Below are 15,576 nucleotides of genomic sequence, written 5' to 3'. Positions count from 1 at the left end.
ATGAACGGGCGCCGCTGCTGCGCCCGTCAGGCGCAAGTCAATGGATCACGGTGTTGCCCGACGCCAGGTGCATGACCCGCTCCTGGGTCGCCTCCTCACGATCCAGGACACCGGTGACCTGCCCCTCGTGCATGACCATGACCCGATCGCTCATGCCGAGCACTTCGGGCAATTCGGAAGAAATCATGATCACCGCCAGGCCTTCACCGGCCAGCGCGGCGATCAACCGGTAGATCTCGGCCTTGGCCCCCACATCGATACCACGGGTGGGTTCATCAAGAATCAGAATCCGCGGGTGGGTCATCAGCCAGCGCGCCAGCAGTGCCTTTTGTTGGTTGCCGCCAGACAGGTTGGCGATGCATTGGTCCAGTGAGGGGGTCTTGACGCGCAACTGCGTCCGCATCTCTTCACACAGTTCGTGCAGCCGCTGCTGCTGCACGAAACCGCTGCTGGTATGGCTGGAGAGCACCGCCACCTCCATGTTTTCCTGCACGCTCAGGCAGGCAAAGATGCCGGTGTCCTTGCGATCTTCGGTGAGCAACGCCAGGCCCTTGCGAATCGCCAGGCAGGGGTCACTCATATTCACCACCTCACCGTCGATGATGATCTCGCCGGAAGTGGCCGGGGTCACGCCGAACAGGGTCTCGGCAACATTGGTGCGCCCGGAGCCCATCAGCCCGGCGATACCCAGAATCTCGCCGGCATGCAGGTCGAACGAGACGTTCTCGAATACCCCTTGCAGGCTCAGGTCGCGCACCGACAGCAGTAACTTGTCGGTGGGTGCACTGCGCTCGGGAAACAGCTGAGTCAGCGGCCGGCCAACCATCATCGAAATCAGGCTGTCGCCATCCATGCTCTCGGCACTTTGCAGACCGATGTAAGCGCCATCACGAAACACTGCCACTTCATCAGCAATGGCAAAGACTTCATCCATTTTGTGGGTGATGTAGATAATGCCCTTACCCTGGCTCTTGAGGTCGCTGATGATCGAAAACAGATGGGCTACCTCCTTCTCGGTGATGGCCGAGGTCGGCTCATCCATGATCAGTACGTCGCTGTCGTAAGACACCGCCTTGGCGATCTCGACCATCTGCCGACCGGCGATGCTCAGGCTGCCGACCAGCTCTTCAGGGTCCAGGTCCATGCGCAGGCGGTCGAGTAACTCTTGTGTGTTTCGATGCATGACCCCGTGATCAACCATGTGCAGCGCATTGAGGGGCTCGCGACCCAGCCAGATATTCTCGGCGATGGTCATGTAGGGCATCAGGTTAAGCTCCTGATGAATCATAGCGATGCCTGCCTGCAAGGCCTGCAAAGGCGTCTCGAAGCTGATCGGCTCTCCACGCAGGCGCAGTTCGCCGGCATCAGGCTGATAGATACCGGCGATGATCTTCATCAGCGTCGACTTGCCCGCACCGTTTTCGCCCATCAACGCCAGCACACTGCCGGGCCGTACCCGCAGTTGCACATCGGACAGGGCAACCACGCCGGGGAAACCTTTGGTCAGGTGAGTGATTTCGAGCAGGAACTCGCCGTTCACAGCGGCCATGCGGCTGGCGGCAAGTGTGGCGGTCGAAGGGGCAGCACTGAGCATGTTCACGATCTCCTCAAAGGGCCCAGGGCGACGGGCGCCCACGGGCGTCGGATCATTTTTGTTTGAATTGCGCGTAGTTGTCCGGGGTGACCAGGTGCACGGGAATCCAGATGTCGCCCTGCAGCGCCTCGCCGTGAGCCAGCTTGACGGCGGCATCGACAGCGCCCTCGCCCATCGCCACCGGGTCACGCAGCACGGTCACCGCCAGTTGCTTGCGTTTGATCGCTTCGAGGCCATCAGGTGTGCCATCAATGCCACCGACCAGCACCGTGGAAGCACCGGCACGTTGCAGCGCCATTGCCGCGCCAATGCCCATTTCGTCGTTGTTCGCGGCGACTGCATCAATTGCACGGCCACCCAGAATCCAGTTGTTCATCAGGTCCAGGCCCTTGTCGCGCTGCCAGTCGCCGGACTGCTCCTCAACCACCTTGATAGCGGGGTAATCGGCCAGTACATCCTTGACCCCTTGGGTGCGCTTGCGTGTGTCGTCGTGGGCCAGACGGCCAAGGATGATCACCAGATTGCCCTTGCCGTCCATTTTCCTGGCCAGATACTCCATCTGCAGACGGCCGATGGCACGCTCGTCGGTACCGACGAACACCACCTTGGCGGGAAACGCTGCGACTTCAGGGCGACTGTTGAGATACACCAGAGGTATACCAGCCTTGGTCGCACGCTCGGTGATCTTCGCGGTGGCGGCGGTGTCGGCCGGGTTGACGATGATTACGTCGACTTTCTGCGAAATGAAGTTCTCGACGTGGCCGAGCTGGCGCACCACATCGCTGGCCGAATCCTCGACCTGCAGGCTGGCACCGCCCTCTACGGTCTTGGCGCGGTCCTGCATGGCACGCACCAGGTAGGCGATGTAGTTATCGAGGTTGCCGACCGTGACACCGACTTTCAGCTCGGCGAGAACGGGCGTACTGCCCAGCGTTAATACAGCCGCCAACAGCAGGCCACGGGGACGGAAAAGCGTTCGCAGGGAACGAGAGATTTGCATGACGACACCTTATTTATTTTTGTTGGTCGCTACGGCACCAAGGTGGTCCGTGCAGTTATTCGTCTACCTTGAAGACGACTTTATTGGAAAATATTTTCCAGTAAATATGTTTTTGGAATTTTTGTTTGTTCGGGAATTTTAGACGCAAAAAGGCACCTCCCACCAGGCGAGGTGCCTTTTTTTAAACGTCGCGCTTACCAGCTGTGATCGATGTGCACGCCGATGTTAGAGCCATGCAGGTCCGAGCCGAAGCTGCCGGTGCTGGATAACGCCGAGTCAGGGTCATAGAGGTCCGCAGCTTGCTGAGCGGCGCGGTTCCAGGCGGCGTAGGTGTAGAACAGACGCACCTCGGTGGGCGATTTGAATTGTGGCCCTTTGGGTGACCAGGTCGGCGCCAGGGTGATCTTGCTCAGTTGCCGGGTGCCAGCCGGAGCCTGTACGCGGTCATGGCCGATTTCAGTGGAGAACTTGAACTGCTCGCTGATGCCGTAGACCAGACGCGCACCGAGCGAGGTCCAGCGCAGGTCATCACCGTTGGGTCGCCGGTCTTTCTGGTACACGGCAGCGACCTGGCCACCCCAGCGTGGTGTGATCTGCCAGTCGAAGAAATCGAGCACCCGGTAAGACACATCCGCACTGCTCAGGTTGTTGTCGCCGGTACTGCCCAGCCCGGTGCCCGGACCCTGCCCGCGTTGCAGCGCGACGGTGTTCACGCCGTTCCAGCCCATGAAGTTCTGCTGTTTATGCTGCAAGGTCACTGCCCAGCCGCTGTTGGCATTGGGCCGGTTGGAGGGTTTGTCCAGATAGCTCACCCCGACTTCCAGGCTGCCATTGGGGTTGGTGTCAAAGCCTGCGACGTTGAAGTCGTAACGATTGACGTAGTCCTTCTGGTTGAAGTTGTCCTTGCGCGAGAACGCCAGACTGTACTTCAGTCCGCCGATCTCGACGTTCTCGATGCCGCCCCCGGTGGCACTCTGGTTCCAGTAGAAGAAGTCAGAAATGGCGATGTCATTACGTTTGTAGTAACGCCGCCCCGCCCACAAAGAGCCGCCGTTAAGAGCCGCCACATTCTTCCAGTAGCCGTAGGCCTGAGGCAGGCGGATTTCACCGCGCTCACCATTGAACGTCGGCGTGCGGTCGTACTGGTTGTACAGGCTGCCCATGCCAAACACGCCCACGGTGGAGCCGTCATCGAGCTTGGTGATCTCCTGCTCCAGCGACAGCTCGGCGTACTGCTCACACTCGTTACCAAGGCGATATTTCGACTGTGCGCCCTGCAGCTTGAAACAGCGCTGGGAATCGGACCCCGAAGACGTCCCGAGGCCGCCGCGCAAATAGCCGGTGAACTCCAGTGCCTGCGCCGGCGGTTGTGCAGCCACCAGTGCGCAGAAAGCTAGCCCGGTCTTGATTGTTGTCCTGCTCATTGCATCACTCCGTGTCTTGTTGTTGTTCGAAGCGTGTGGGTCAATCACTCTTGCCAGGCCGTTTTGCGTACGCACACGAACGCCCCGCCAGCGATGCCGGCAAGTGTCGGGAGCATTCAGGGAGTACGGCGCGAGCGAACAGCTGTCGCCCGCGCCAGGCATGGCAGGTTCAGCAATCCGGAGCCAGGGCTGCGGACACGATGACTATTGCTTGGTCAGCGCCTGGAATTGGGCCAGGTTGTCGACGGTGATCAGACGAAACGGAATCAGAATGTTCTTCTCGACCGGCTGCTTGTTGATCAACTTGACGGCAGCCTCCAGCGAGCCCTCGGCCTGGCCCCGGGCGTCCTGGAATACCGATACCGTCAGCAAACCACGCTTGATCGACGCGAGACCATCAGGCGTACCGTCGACACCGCCAACCAATACATCTTTTTTCCCGGCCTGGCGCAGGGCCATGGCCGCGCCGATGCCCATCTCGTCATTATTCGACAGCACTGCGTCAATCTGCTTGCCCGCCAGCAACCAGTTGCTGGTCAGGTCCATGCCCTTGTCGCGCTGCCACAGGCCGGTCTGTTCTTCAACAATCTTGATGTTGGGGTGTTTGGCCAGTACTTCCTTGAATCCAGCGGTGCGGTTTTGCGTCGAGTTGTTGGTCAGATCACCGAGCAGAATGGCGACCTGGCCTTTGCCGCCGAGCTTGTCGGCAATGTACTCGGCCTGCAGACGTCCGGCTTCCTTGTCGTCCGACGTCACCGTGACCGCACGCTCAGGCAGCTTTGGATCGTCCGGTTTGCGATTGATATAGACCAACGGAATGCCGGCCTTGATGGCCGCCTCGTTGATGCCCTTGGTCGCAGCCGTGTCCACCGGGTTGACGATGATCGCGTCGACTCCCTGACTGGTGAAGCTTTGCACCTGGTTGAGCTGTTTGACCACATCGTTGCGGGCATCTTCGAACTGCAGCGTTACCCCCTCGGTCTTGGCCTTGGTGCTCAGGTATTCACGCAGGTAGGTGAGCCAGTTGTCATCGAAGGTCGACATGCTGACCCCGATTCTGATGTCCGCAAGCGCGGCAGTACTTGTCATCAACAGCGAAAGAGCGATAGCGGCAAAACGTGGCTTGAGGCGCATGGAATGACTCCGATCGTTATTGTTGTTGCGGAACGGGGGCTGGGCGTGGGTCCGTAGACGCCTTGGACTATGGACGTGACGACTCGCCGACACTGGGCGGCAAGCAAGGAACGTAGGGATGGTGAATCAGCAGAAGCAGATGCTCACAGCGCTCGGCAAGGACAGCTGTGATCTGCGGAGCAATAGCGCGGAGCCTGTTACGCAGGCGTGCAGCAGCGAAGCGAAAAGACAGTTTCATGGGCCGGCACCTATCTTGTTTTTTTTCGAAGGTCCGCTTGCCAGCGCTCACTGGCAAACAGGTATTGCGGCAACGTGAAGGCCAATCTATTGGAATATTAATTCCAGATCAATATTAATTAGAAAATATTTTTCCTCTGGGTTTTACCGTCCCCCTAGATGCTCTCTGCCACGCTCAGTTGCAATGCCAGCCAGTGTTTCTCGGCGTGCGCATCGCCTGGCTGAGTCAGCGCTGCCAGCGCCTGCTCGGCCAGTGCCGGCAACGGGTGGGACAACACCGCCTGCACCAGCCCCTCAGCCAGAGCGCTGCGGGTAATGGCAGTGAGGTCATGACAGATCACCGGCGGCAATACGCCGCGTGCCGCACGCAACTCGCGTAATGCCGGTAATACCCCCTCTATTCCGCCGCCGCCGACGTAGAGCCCGGCCAGGTCGGGCCGGGCACTGAACAGATCAAGCGTGTTCTCATAGGCATACGCCTCGTCCTCCAGGGTCAGGCGCGGCGATAGCAATTCCCAGTCATCGCCCTGCTCGGCCCAGAACGAACGAAAGCTCATTTCGCCCAACTCTTGGCATTGAAAACGCTGAGTGCCCAGCAACACAGCGACCGGTCCGGGCTGTGCCGCCAGTTGTCGGATGAACCAGGCAGCAGTGCGCCCGACCTTGCGGTTATCCAGGCCGACATAGCCCACACCGCCCAGCTCGGACACCAGCGACAGCACTGCCATGCCCGATTCACGCAAGCTGCTTACCGCCGTGCGGATCGCCGGATGATCGGGCACCACCACCCCCAGCGCATCGATCTCGCCTTGCAATGCCAGCAAGCGCTGGGCAGTGGCGAGCGGATCCAGGTTGTCCAGATAGCTGATCACGACCCGCACCTGAGCGTGTTCACAGACCGTGGCCGCGGTATTGAGCGCTTGAGCAAGACCTTGATAGAACGCCGTGCCGCGCTTTTGCAGAACAAAGCCTACGCGCATAACCGGCCGCGCATTGGCCACCCGCCGCTCAAGTACCCCGCTGGCGTGAAAACCGAGCTGGGCCGCCGCCTCGGCGATCCGCTGTGCGGTGTCACCGCGCACCTTGGCGCGCAAGCTCAGCACCCGATCCACCGTCGAGACGCTCACACCGGCCCTGTCGGCTACATCCTGCATGGTGGGTCGGCGGCGAACCAAGGGGGGATTCTCTGACATGTTTTGACAGCCTATGAAGGGTTTATGACAGGTTTTGAAAGATAGTGAAGGCGCACTATAGCGGTCATTTCGACGCGGCCCTAGCATCCAGAAGCGAGGCAATATCCTCCGACAACAACAAACATAGGGAGCCCTCCAATGGCCATGCACATCTGCACCGCCCCTTGCTGCTGGGGCATCGACGACATCAACAATCCCTACCTGCCGCCCTGGACACGGGTGCTGGACGAAGCCTCCCAGGCCGGTTACCACGGCCTGGAACTCGGCCCCATCGGCTACATGCCGCTCGACGCCGGGCCATTGGCTGAGGCGCTGGGCGAGCGGCAGTTGCGTATCGTCGCGGGCACCATTTTCGATAACCTGGTGGCGCCGACCAACCTCGCCAACCTGCTCGACCAGACTCACCAGATCTGCGCCCTGCTGCGCCAGTTGCCAGCCATTGCCATGGAGCCGGGGCAGCGTTATGGCGCGCCTTATCTGGTGGTCATGGACTGGGGCCACGAAGAGCGCGACTACGCCGCCGGACACAGCGACCGCGCCCCGCGTCTGGCTCCTGCGCAGTGGCAGGCGATGATGGATCACATCCGCCAGATCGCCGAACTGGCCTGGCAGGAATATCGCGTGCGTGCGGTCATTCACCCGCACGCGGGCGGCTACATCGAATTCGCCGATGAGCTTGCCCGGTTGACACAGGACATCCCCTACCAGACGGCCGGGCTGTGCCTGGACACCGGTCACCTTTACTACGCCGGCATGGACCCGGTCGCCACCCTGCGCCAGTACGCCGCCCACATCGACTACCTGCACTTCAAAGACATTGATCAGGCGGTGTTCGAGCAGGTATTGGGCGAACGCATCCGCTTCTTCGATGCCTGCGCCAAGGGCGTGATGTGTCCGATCGGTCGGGGCGTGATCGACTACCCGGCGATTCGCCGGTTGCTTGCCGAGCTCGATTACCACGGCCATATCACCGTCGAACAGGAGCGCGATCCGCGTAACGCCGCTGGCAGCCTGCAAGACGTCGCCGCCAGCCGCCAGTTTCTCATCACCGCCGGATTCACAGGAGTCGCCGCATGATCAATGGAAGCAAACGTATCGCCCAACCCATCCGCTGGGCCATGGTCGGCGGCGGATCAGCCAGCCAGATCGGCTACATCCACCGCAGCGCCGCCCTGCGCGACCAGAACTTTGAACTGGTCGCCGGTGCGTTCGACATCGACGCCGAACGGGGTCGCAGCTTCGGCGTACAACTGGGCGTCAGCGCCGAACGCTGCTACCCCGACTACCTGAGCCTGTTCGAACAGGAAGCGCAGCGCCCCGATGGCATTCAGGCAGTCTCGGTGGCCACGCCCAATGGCACTCACTTCGCGATTACCCAGGCCGCGCTGGAAGCCGGGTTGCATGTGGTTTGCGAGAAGCCGCTGTGTTTTACCCTGGAGCAAGCCGAGATTCTGCGGCGCCTCGCCAAAGCCCGTAACCGGATCGTCGGGGTCACCTACGGCTATGCCGGGCACCAGTTGATCGAGCAGGCCCGCGCCATGATTGCCGCCGACGAGTTGGGCGAGATACGCCTGGTGCACATGCAGTTCGCCCATGGTTTTCACAGCGCCCCGGTGGAAGCCCGGAACGCGGCCACCCAATGGCGCGTCGACCCGCGTCTGGCCGGCCCCAGCTATGTGCTCGGCGATGTCGGCACCCACCCGCTGTACCTCTCTGAGGTGATGCTGCCGCAGTTGAAGATCAAGCGCTTGATGTGCTCGCGGCAGAGCTTCGTGAAAAGCCGCGCACCGCTGGAAGACAACGCCTACACCTTGATGGAATACGAAGGCGGTGCCATGGGCATGGTCTGGTCCAGCGCGGTCAATGCCGGCTCCATGCACGGCCAGAAGATTCGCGTCATCGGCTCGCGGGCCAGCCTTGAATGGTGGGACGAGCGGCCCAACCAGTTGTCGTTTGAAATCCAGGGGCAGCCGGCGCAGATCCTGGAGCGGGGTATGGGCTATCTGCATCCCGACGCGTTGCTCGATGACCGCATCGGCGGTGGTCACCCGGAAGGCCTGTTTGAGGCCTGGTCGAACCTCTACTACCGCTTCGCCCTGGCCATGGACGCCAGCGACCGTGATGACCAGCAAACGCTAAGCACCCTGCGCTATCCGGATATCGAGGCTGGTGTTAAAGGAGTGCGTTGGGTTGAACGCTGTGTGGCGTCAGCAGACCAGGGTGCGATCTGGGTCGACTATTAAGGAGCGAGCGAACGGCGATCCGTCTCGCTCGTGAAAGGGCGCATAAAACCGGCACATCTGCTGTGAAGGTAATGCCGTCTTCACGAGCTAGTTCCCACCGTATTTCAGGTCAGAATCGAGGTGGGCCAGCTTGCTAGCGAAGACTGCCGCACATTCACAGCAGAAACGACGCGAAGCCGTTGCAGTACCTGCCAACGGCTTCACGGCTCACGAGCAGAGGCTCAGCGCATCAACTCGCTGCGCACCCGCTCAAGCATGAAGCGGCTCGACTCGTCGGCCCGTTCTTCCTGGCCGAACACCGCCACCGTGGCAATGCCGTCGAACTTCATCTCACGCAAGGTACCGAAGAAGGCATCCCAGTTGACCTCGCCCTGGCCGATGTCGAAGTGCTGGTGCACGGTGGCGACCACACCGGGCGGGTTGACGATATAGCGCAGCCCCGACGAAGCCCGGTGGTTCCAGGTGTCGGCGATGATCACGTGGGTCAGCTTGTCACCCGCGTACTTGAGCATAGAGGCGATATCGCCCTTGCCGTCGTCATAGAAGAAGGTGTGCGGCGCAGCGTAGAGATAATTGACGATGTCCGTGTCGAGACCACGAATCAGATCAACCGATTCGTTATTACGCTCGCAAAAATCGTACGGATGCGCCTGGATGTCGACCTTGATGCCCTCACGCTCGAATATCGGCAACAGTTCTTCCATGGACTTCATGAACTGGTTTTCGCACACCAGTGCTTCGTCGGCCTTGCCCGCGAACTCGGTGTTGATCAACGGGCAGTCCAGCTCCACGGCAATCTGTACCACACGCTTCCAGTTGCGCACGGCCGCCTTGCGCAGTTCTTCATCAGGCCCGGCCCAGTGGTACACCGGCAACAGCGAAGACAGACCGACCCCGGCATCGCGCAGTGCGGTCTTGATCTCCTTGATTTTGGCCTTGTCTACGCGCGGGTATTTGTAGAACGGCAGGATGTCGTCGCGCGGCGACAGTTCGATCCATTCGTAACCAAGCTCCGCGGCCTTGTCGATGGTTTCTCGAATGGACAGGAAGCGATACATATTGGGGTCAAGAGCGATACGCATGGCTTATCTCCTTCACGCGTAGAACGTCGGGCGCTGCGGTAGCTTGACCGGCTCAATTGCACCGCTGCGCTGGGCGGCGACGCAGGCATCGGCGGTGACCGCCGCGGTGTAGCCATCCCAGGCACTTGGGCCTTGAAGCTGACCACGGGCAACACTGTTGATGAAGTCCTGCAACTCGACGTCATAGGCGGCAATGAAGCGCTGCTTCCAGTCGACGAGGATGTCGGTCGACAGCTTGGCGCCGCTGCGCATCTGTACCGAGGACGGCTCGGGCAACTTGGCGATGCCTTTCTCGCCGACCACTTCGCACTGGATGTCGTAGCCGTACTGACAGTTGACGAACACCTCGACGTCGATGCGCACCCCCTTGGCGGTTTCGAGCAGGACGATCTGCGGATCCTTGAGGTGGGCAAAGGCCTGGGAGGTCTTGCGCGGATAGATGACCTGGGCCGAGACATACTGGTCGTCGAGCAACCAAGCCAGGGCGTTGATTTCATGAATCAGCGTGTCGACGACGGCCATGTCTGTGGTGTAGGACTCACCCACGGTCGGGTTGCGGTGCGCGCAGTGCAGCATCAGCGGCTCGCCGATGCGGCCCTCGTCGATGGCCGCCTTGAGCGCCCGATAGCCTTGGTCGTACGGGCGCATGAAGCCCACCTGAACCAGGCGTTTGCCATGCGCCATCTCGGCCTCGACGATGTTCTTGCAGCCCTCAGCGGTGACCGCCAGCGGCTTCTCGCAGAACACCGGCTTGCCGGCACGAATCGCCGAGAGCACGAACTCTTCATGGCTCGGCCCCCAGGAGGTGACGAGAATGGCATCGACGTTGGGCGCGGCGATCAACTCGTGACCACTGGCGTAGACCTCAGCCTCGATACCCAGATCCTGTACCACCTTGCGTGCCTGCTCCGGGTTAATGTCGTTGACCGCGACGATCTGCGCGCCGGACAGCGCGAAGTGGCAACGACGGATGTGGTCCTGACCGATCATGCCTGTTCCGATTACACCGATATTTAGCGCCACGTTTGTGTTCTCCAGTTGGAATTGTTGTATTCGAACGCACACTTCATTTGCAGCCGATGATCAATATTGCCGGGCCTTGGCGGTGTTCTCTTTGAGCATCCGCGAGACCGCCTGCACACGCTCACTGGTCGAGACTTCGGCACCGCCGACCCGCCACCACGACAGGTACTTGTGGATCATGGTCTTGGGCAGGACCTTGATGTCGATCAGGGTCGAGACTGTCTGCTGGCGGGCGTCCTGCAACGCTGCATGCAGCTCATCGAGGGTCTTGACCCGGTAGGTCTTGCAACCATAGGCCGCCGCACTCATGGCGAAATCCACCGGTACGAAACCGCCATCAAGCTTGCCGGTTTCGGGGTTGCGGTAGCGGAACTCGGTGCCGAAGCTGTCCATGCCGTGTTCCATCTGCAGGTTGTTGATGCAGCCGAAGGTCATGTTGTCGAGCAGCACCACGTTGATCTTGCGCCGCTCCTGAATCGAGGTGGCCAGCTCCGAATGCAGCATCAGGTAAGAGCCGTCACCGACCAGTGCGTAGACCTCCTTGTCCGGCTCGGCGAGCTTGACCCCCAACGCGGCATTGACCTCGTAGCCCATGCAGGAATAGCCATACTCCATGTGGTAGGTGTTCTCGCCCAGGGTGCGCCAGGCACGTTGCAAGTCGCCCGGAAGGCTGCCAGCGGCGCCGACAATAATGTCCCTGGCGCCAAGGCTGGCATTCAGAACGCCGAGCACACGGCTCTGGGTCAGGCAGGAGCCGGTCAGTTCTATGAACTCTTCGAGCACCGCACGCGGCATGGCATCGGCGATTTCCGGGACGAAATCCTGCGCGGCATATTCGACACCGTAGACCCGGTCGATCTCCACCCGATAGGCCTCGCGCGCCTCGGAGACGGCATTGCCCCAACTGGCGCTGTAGCCACTGCTGGCCAATCGCGTGGTCAGTTCGCCCAGCGCCTCACGGGCATCAGCGAGCACCGCGAGTGCGTCCAGCTTGCCCGCGTCGAAGCGGCCGATATTGAGGTTGAGAAACTGCACCTCGGGGTTCTGGTACAGCCACTTCGATGAGGTGGTGAAATCGGTGTAACGGGTGCCGACGCCAATGATCAGGTCGGCCTCTTTGGCCAGCGTGTTCGCCGCCAGGCAGCCGGTCTCGCCGATGCCACCGACGTTCAGCTCATGGGCAGAAACGATCGCGCTCTTGCCCGCCTGGGTTTCCGCGACGGGAATCCCGAACTTCTCGGCGAAGCGCTGCAGTGCCTGCCCGGCGCCGGAATACTTGACCCCGCCACCGCAGATCAGCAGCGGCTTGCGCTTGCCTTTGAGCAGGGCCACGGCCTCTTCCAGCACCGCTTCGCTCGGCCGGGGCCGCTCGATACGGTGAACCCTTTTGGCGAAGAAGTACGTCGGGTAATCGTAAGCCTCACCCTGTACGTCCTGCGGCAACGACAAGGTCACCGCACCGGTTTCGGCCGGATCCGTGAGCACCCGCATGGCACTGATTGCGGCGCTCATCAACTGCTCGGGACGGTTGATCCGGTCCCAGTATTTGCTCACCGCCCGGAACGCATCGTTGGTGCTGATCGACAGGTCATGGAACTGCTCGATCTGCTGCAGCACCGGGTCTGGCTGGCGGCTGGCGTAGACATCGCCGGGCAGCAACAGCAATGGAATGCGATTGGCCGTGGCGGTGGCCGCCGCCGTCAGCATGTTCGCCGCCCCCGGCCCTACCGACGAGGTGCAGGCGTAGATCTTGCGCCGCAGGTTCTGCTTGGCAAAGCCGATCGCGGCATGGGCCATGCCCTGTTCATTACGGCCTTGGTGAACTACCAGCGAACCGGCGTCCTGCTCCAGGGCCTGACCCAGACCCAGCACGTTGCCGTGGCCAAAGATCGTAAAAATGCCCTCGACGAATTTGCTTTCGACACCGTCGACGCTGACGTACTGGTTGTCGAGAAACTTGACCAGCGCCTGGGCCATGGTCAGTCGGATCGTGCTCATGTACTCACCTTATGTTCGTCTTGAGAGCAGAAACTCACGCCGCCTTGCCAGCGGCCACACGCTCGCACAGATGCTTGATGCTCGCCTGCAAAGCCGGCTGCACATCGTCCAGACCGTGCACACTCGCGGCAAAGGGCTCGAACGACAGATGCCCGTTGTAACCGCTGCTCAGCAGGCGCTCGATCTGCGCGGCATTGCCGAGAATGTCTGCATCGCTGACCAGTACCCGGTGGGCGTCACGGATGGTGTTAAGCGGCAGCGCGCCGTCTTCCACGCCGGAGATATGCACCAGCCCGGTCAGTTCGGGGAAGAACTCCTCCTCACCGGCCAGATGGTGGTGAAAGGTGTCGTGCACCAGACGGAACACATCCAGCCCGCCGACCGCCTTGATCGCGTCCACGGCCTGACGCTTGGTGCGCAGCGAACACTCGACAAACCCCAGCGGCTCAACGAAACCGAGCAGACCGTGATCGCGCAGGATCGGCGCCAGCGCAGTGAGCGCGGTGCGCAGGTCACGGGCACGTTCGGCCGTGGAGCGGGTATCGCCGGTGTCGTTCAGCGGGCACATCACCAACGCCTCGGCGCCGCACGCCTGGGCATAGGCGGCAAGTTTCAGGGTTTGCTCGCGACGCTCGTCGTTCCATACATCGAACGGGTACAGGGCATTGATCGACAGCACCCGCAGGCCGGCGGCCTGGCATTGCTCGCGCACCTGGCTGGTCGGGGTGCCGTCTTCGATCTCGATGCCCTTGAGGTCGTTGCGCAGCTCAATGGCATCGCTGCCAAGGGTCTTGGCCAAGGCGATGAAATCGGCCAGGGTCAGATTAGGGGCAACCATCCGATTAAGGGCAAAACGCAGCGGCTGATTCATTGTTATTGGGCTCCGGTACGCAGGGTGTGGGTGAAAGATGCAAAGTTTTTATAGATCAAGCAGCCACTCGTGCTGCGGATCGTTGTGGAATTTCCAGACCCGCTTGGGCCCGGCCATGACATTCAGGTAGTAGGAGGTGTAGCCATACGGCACACACACCGGGTGGTAGCCCTTGGGCACCAGCACCACGTCGCTGTCTTCCACGGCCAGCGCCTGATCAATCGAGCGGTCGTCGGTGTAGACCCGCTGAAAGACAAACCCCTGAGCCGGATCAAGGCGGTGGTAATAGCTTTCCTCAAGAAAGCTCTGCGCCGGCAGGTCATCGGTGTCGTGCTTGTGCGGCGGGTAGCTGGAGGAATGCCCGGACGGGGTAATCACTTCCACCACCAGCAGCGAATGGGCTTGGGCGGTGTCCGGCAGGATGTCGCACACATAGCGGGTGTTGGCGCCCTTGCCACGCACCGAACGCTTCATGTCCGCCGGCTCGATCAGCCGTGGCGCGCGGGTTTCTTCGGGGTTGCCCGGTGCGCGGCACAGGGCAACCTCGGCGCGACCATGGGCCTGGATGCTGATCGAAGTGTGCGGCGGCAGGTAGAGGGCATAAGGCGATTTGTCCTCGAACACGCTCTGCCGCTCGCCGATGTGCTCCCAGGTCTGATGGCCATGACGGGCATGCTCGCAGGCGGCGGTGACCTTGCCCAGCAACAACACCACGCACAGCTCGCGATCATCGCCGGTGATGTTCAGTGACTCGCCATCAGCCAGTTGATGGGCACTGAAATCGACATACTCCAGTGCATCGACGGGGACCTCGACGAGGGTTGGTGTCTGTTTGTTGGCTTTGACCAGCAGGTTCATCACAGTCCTCCTCAGGCGTAGAGACGCGCCACCAGATCGCGCAGGGTTTGATAGCCCTTCTGGGCGTATTCGTAGGCCGGCGCCACGGCCGGGTCCTGCTCGGCCTCGACCACCAGCCAGCCGTGGTAATCAGCCTTGACCAGCTCGCCCAGCAGCGCGGCGAAGTCGATGTCGCCATCACCCGGTACGGTGAAGGTGCCATTGATGATGCAATCGGGAAAACTCCACTGGTTATTGCGCGCCAACTGCACCACGTCCTTGCGCACATCCTTGAAATGCACGTGACAGACACGGCCAATGTGTTTCTTGAGCACGCTCAGCGGATCACCGCCGCCCATGTAGCAATGCCCCGAGTCGAACAACAGCCCCACTTGCGGGTCGGTCAGCGACATCAGCCGGTCGATGTCCTCAGGCGCTTCGACATAGGCGCCCATGTGGTGGTGGTACGCCAGACGCACGCCGCGTGACAGGGTGAATTCGGCGAGCCGGGAAATCTTGTCAGCGTAGGTTTGCCAGGCGGCATCGCTATGAAATTTCGGCCGCTCGATCAACGGCACGCGCTGGCCCTGGATGGAACCTGCGACTTCGCCATAGACCATCACCTTGGCGCCGTTCTCGGCCAGCAGTCGCAGGTGCGGCTCGATGGCCGCGATTTCGCTTTCGACGTCACGATGGGCCAGGCCGCTGGAGTACCAGCCGGACACCAGTTGCAGGTCGTATTGGCCCAGCACATCGCGCAGGGCATCGGGCTCGCTGGGAAACTTGCCACCGAGTTCGAAGCCCTGAAAACCGATCTCTTTGCCTTCACGCAAGATGGTGTCCAGCGGGGTATCGCCGCCCAGCGAAGGCAGGTCGTCGTTGGCCCAGGAGATCGGGTTGATGCCGATCTTCACTTTGGTTTGAGTCATGTCCACACCTG

14 protein-coding genes are annotated in these 15,576 nt (G+C 61.1%); 3 read left to right on the top strand and 11 right to left on the bottom strand.

All coding sequences use genetic code 11. The features are described from left to right. Window positions 1-37 precede the first annotated feature (37 nt). The 4 genes from NJC38_RS12605 to NJC38_RS12590 all read right to left on the bottom strand — a co-directional run bounded on the left by NJC38_RS12605 (window position 38) and on the right by NJC38_RS12590 (window position 5,152). The gene (locus NJC38_RS12605; RefSeq protein WP_253115133.1) at window positions 38-1,549 is read right to left on the bottom strand and encodes a sugar ABC transporter ATP-binding protein; all 1,512 of its coding nucleotides are present in this window, start codon (window positions 1,547-1,549) and stop codon (window positions 38-40) included. A 97-nt stretch (window positions 1,550-1,646) separates the two neighbouring features. Beyond that, window positions 1,647-2,594 (bottom strand): sugar ABC transporter substrate-binding protein, encoded by a 948-nt coding sequence (locus NJC38_RS12600; RefSeq protein WP_253115048.1) that lies wholly within the window; start codon window positions 2,592-2,594, stop codon window positions 1,647-1,649. Window positions 2,595-2,788: 194 nt separating this feature from the next. Then, complete coding sequence (locus tag NJC38_RS12595; RefSeq protein WP_045482224.1) at window positions 2,789-4,018, bottom strand: carbohydrate porin; 1,230 nt, start codon at window positions 4,016-4,018, stop codon at window positions 2,789-2,791. A gap of 204 nt (window positions 4,019-4,222) precedes the next feature. Further along, the gene (locus NJC38_RS12590) at window positions 4,223-5,152 is read right to left on the bottom strand and encodes a sugar ABC transporter substrate-binding protein (protein WP_045482227.1); all 930 of its coding nucleotides are present in this window, start codon (window positions 5,150-5,152) and stop codon (window positions 4,223-4,225) included. A 118-nt stretch (window positions 5,153-5,270) separates the two neighbouring features. Here NJC38_RS12590 and NJC38_RS12585 point away from each other — a divergent pair, with 118 nt between their 5' ends. After that, on the top strand, window positions 5,271-5,468 hold the full coding sequence (locus NJC38_RS12585) for a hypothetical protein (protein ID WP_045482230.1): 198 nt from the start codon (window positions 5,271-5,273) through the stop codon (window positions 5,466-5,468). 76 nt (window positions 5,469-5,544) lie between these two features. On the opposite strand, the gene NJC38_RS12580 is transcribed toward NJC38_RS12585, so the two are convergent. Then, on the bottom strand, window positions 5,545-6,582 hold the full coding sequence (locus NJC38_RS12580; RefSeq protein ID WP_253115047.1) for a LacI family DNA-binding transcriptional regulator: 1,038 nt from the start codon (window positions 6,580-6,582) through the stop codon (window positions 5,545-5,547). A 138-nt stretch (window positions 6,583-6,720) separates the two neighbouring features. Between NJC38_RS12580 and NJC38_RS12575 the strand changes: the two genes are divergently transcribed. Further along, window positions 6,721-7,659 (top strand): TIM barrel protein, encoded by a 939-nt coding sequence (locus NJC38_RS12575; protein ID WP_253115046.1) that lies wholly within the window; start codon window positions 6,721-6,723, stop codon window positions 7,657-7,659. Further along, complete coding sequence (locus NJC38_RS12570; protein WP_253115045.1) at window positions 7,656-8,825, top strand: Gfo/Idh/MocA family oxidoreductase; 1,170 nt, start codon at window positions 7,656-7,658, stop codon at window positions 8,823-8,825. Before NJC38_RS12575 ends, NJC38_RS12570 begins: the two co-directional genes overlap by 4 nt. Window positions 8,826-9,046: 221 nt before the next feature. Here NJC38_RS12570 and NJC38_RS12565 read toward each other — a convergent pair whose 3' ends face one another. From NJC38_RS12565 to iolE, 6 genes are read right to left on the bottom strand one after another with little or no spacing between them, the layout of a single operon-like run. Beyond that, a complete protein-coding gene (locus tag NJC38_RS12565) occupies window positions 9,047-9,907 on the bottom strand; it encodes a sugar phosphate isomerase/epimerase family protein (RefSeq protein WP_045482243.1) in 861 nt (286 codons plus the stop codon). Window positions 9,908-9,919: 12 nt separating this feature from the next. Then, window positions 9,920-10,930 (bottom strand): Gfo/Idh/MocA family oxidoreductase, encoded by a 1,011-nt coding sequence (locus NJC38_RS12560; RefSeq protein WP_045482246.1) that lies wholly within the window; start codon window positions 10,928-10,930, stop codon window positions 9,920-9,922. A 60-nt stretch (window positions 10,931-10,990) separates the two neighbouring features. Next, window positions 10,991-12,928, bottom strand: coding sequence for a 3D-(3,5/4)-trihydroxycyclohexane-1,2-dione acylhydrolase (decyclizing) (gene iolD / locus NJC38_RS12555; protein WP_253115044.1), 1,938 nt, complete (start codon window positions 12,926-12,928; stop codon window positions 10,991-10,993). Window positions 12,929-12,962: 34 nt separating this feature from the next. Then, window positions 12,963-13,799: a TIM barrel protein gene (locus tag NJC38_RS12550; RefSeq protein WP_253115043.1), complete on the bottom strand. Its 837-nt coding sequence runs from the start codon at window positions 13,797-13,799 to the stop codon at window positions 12,963-12,965. A 48-nt stretch (window positions 13,800-13,847) separates the two neighbouring features. Then, window positions 13,848-14,657 carry a 5-deoxy-glucuronate isomerase gene (iolB, locus tag NJC38_RS12545; protein ID WP_253115042.1) on the bottom strand — a complete coding sequence of 270 codons (810 nt, stop codon included), beginning with the start codon at window positions 14,655-14,657 and terminating at the stop codon, window positions 13,848-13,850. Window positions 14,658-14,668: 11 nt separating this feature from the next. Beyond that, window positions 14,669-15,565, bottom strand: coding sequence for a myo-inosose-2 dehydratase (gene iolE, locus NJC38_RS12540; protein ID WP_253115041.1), 897 nt, complete (start codon window positions 15,563-15,565; stop codon window positions 14,669-14,671). Window positions 15,566-15,576 lie beyond the last annotated feature (11 nt).

It is taken from the genome of Pseudomonas sp. 21LCFQ010 (genome assembly GCF_024129905.1).
GTDB lineage: Bacteria > Pseudomonadota > Gammaproteobacteria > Pseudomonadales > Pseudomonadaceae > Aquipseudomonas.
Note: the sequence above shows the minus strand (reverse complement) of the source record. Positions and strands in the feature narration are given on the sequence as shown.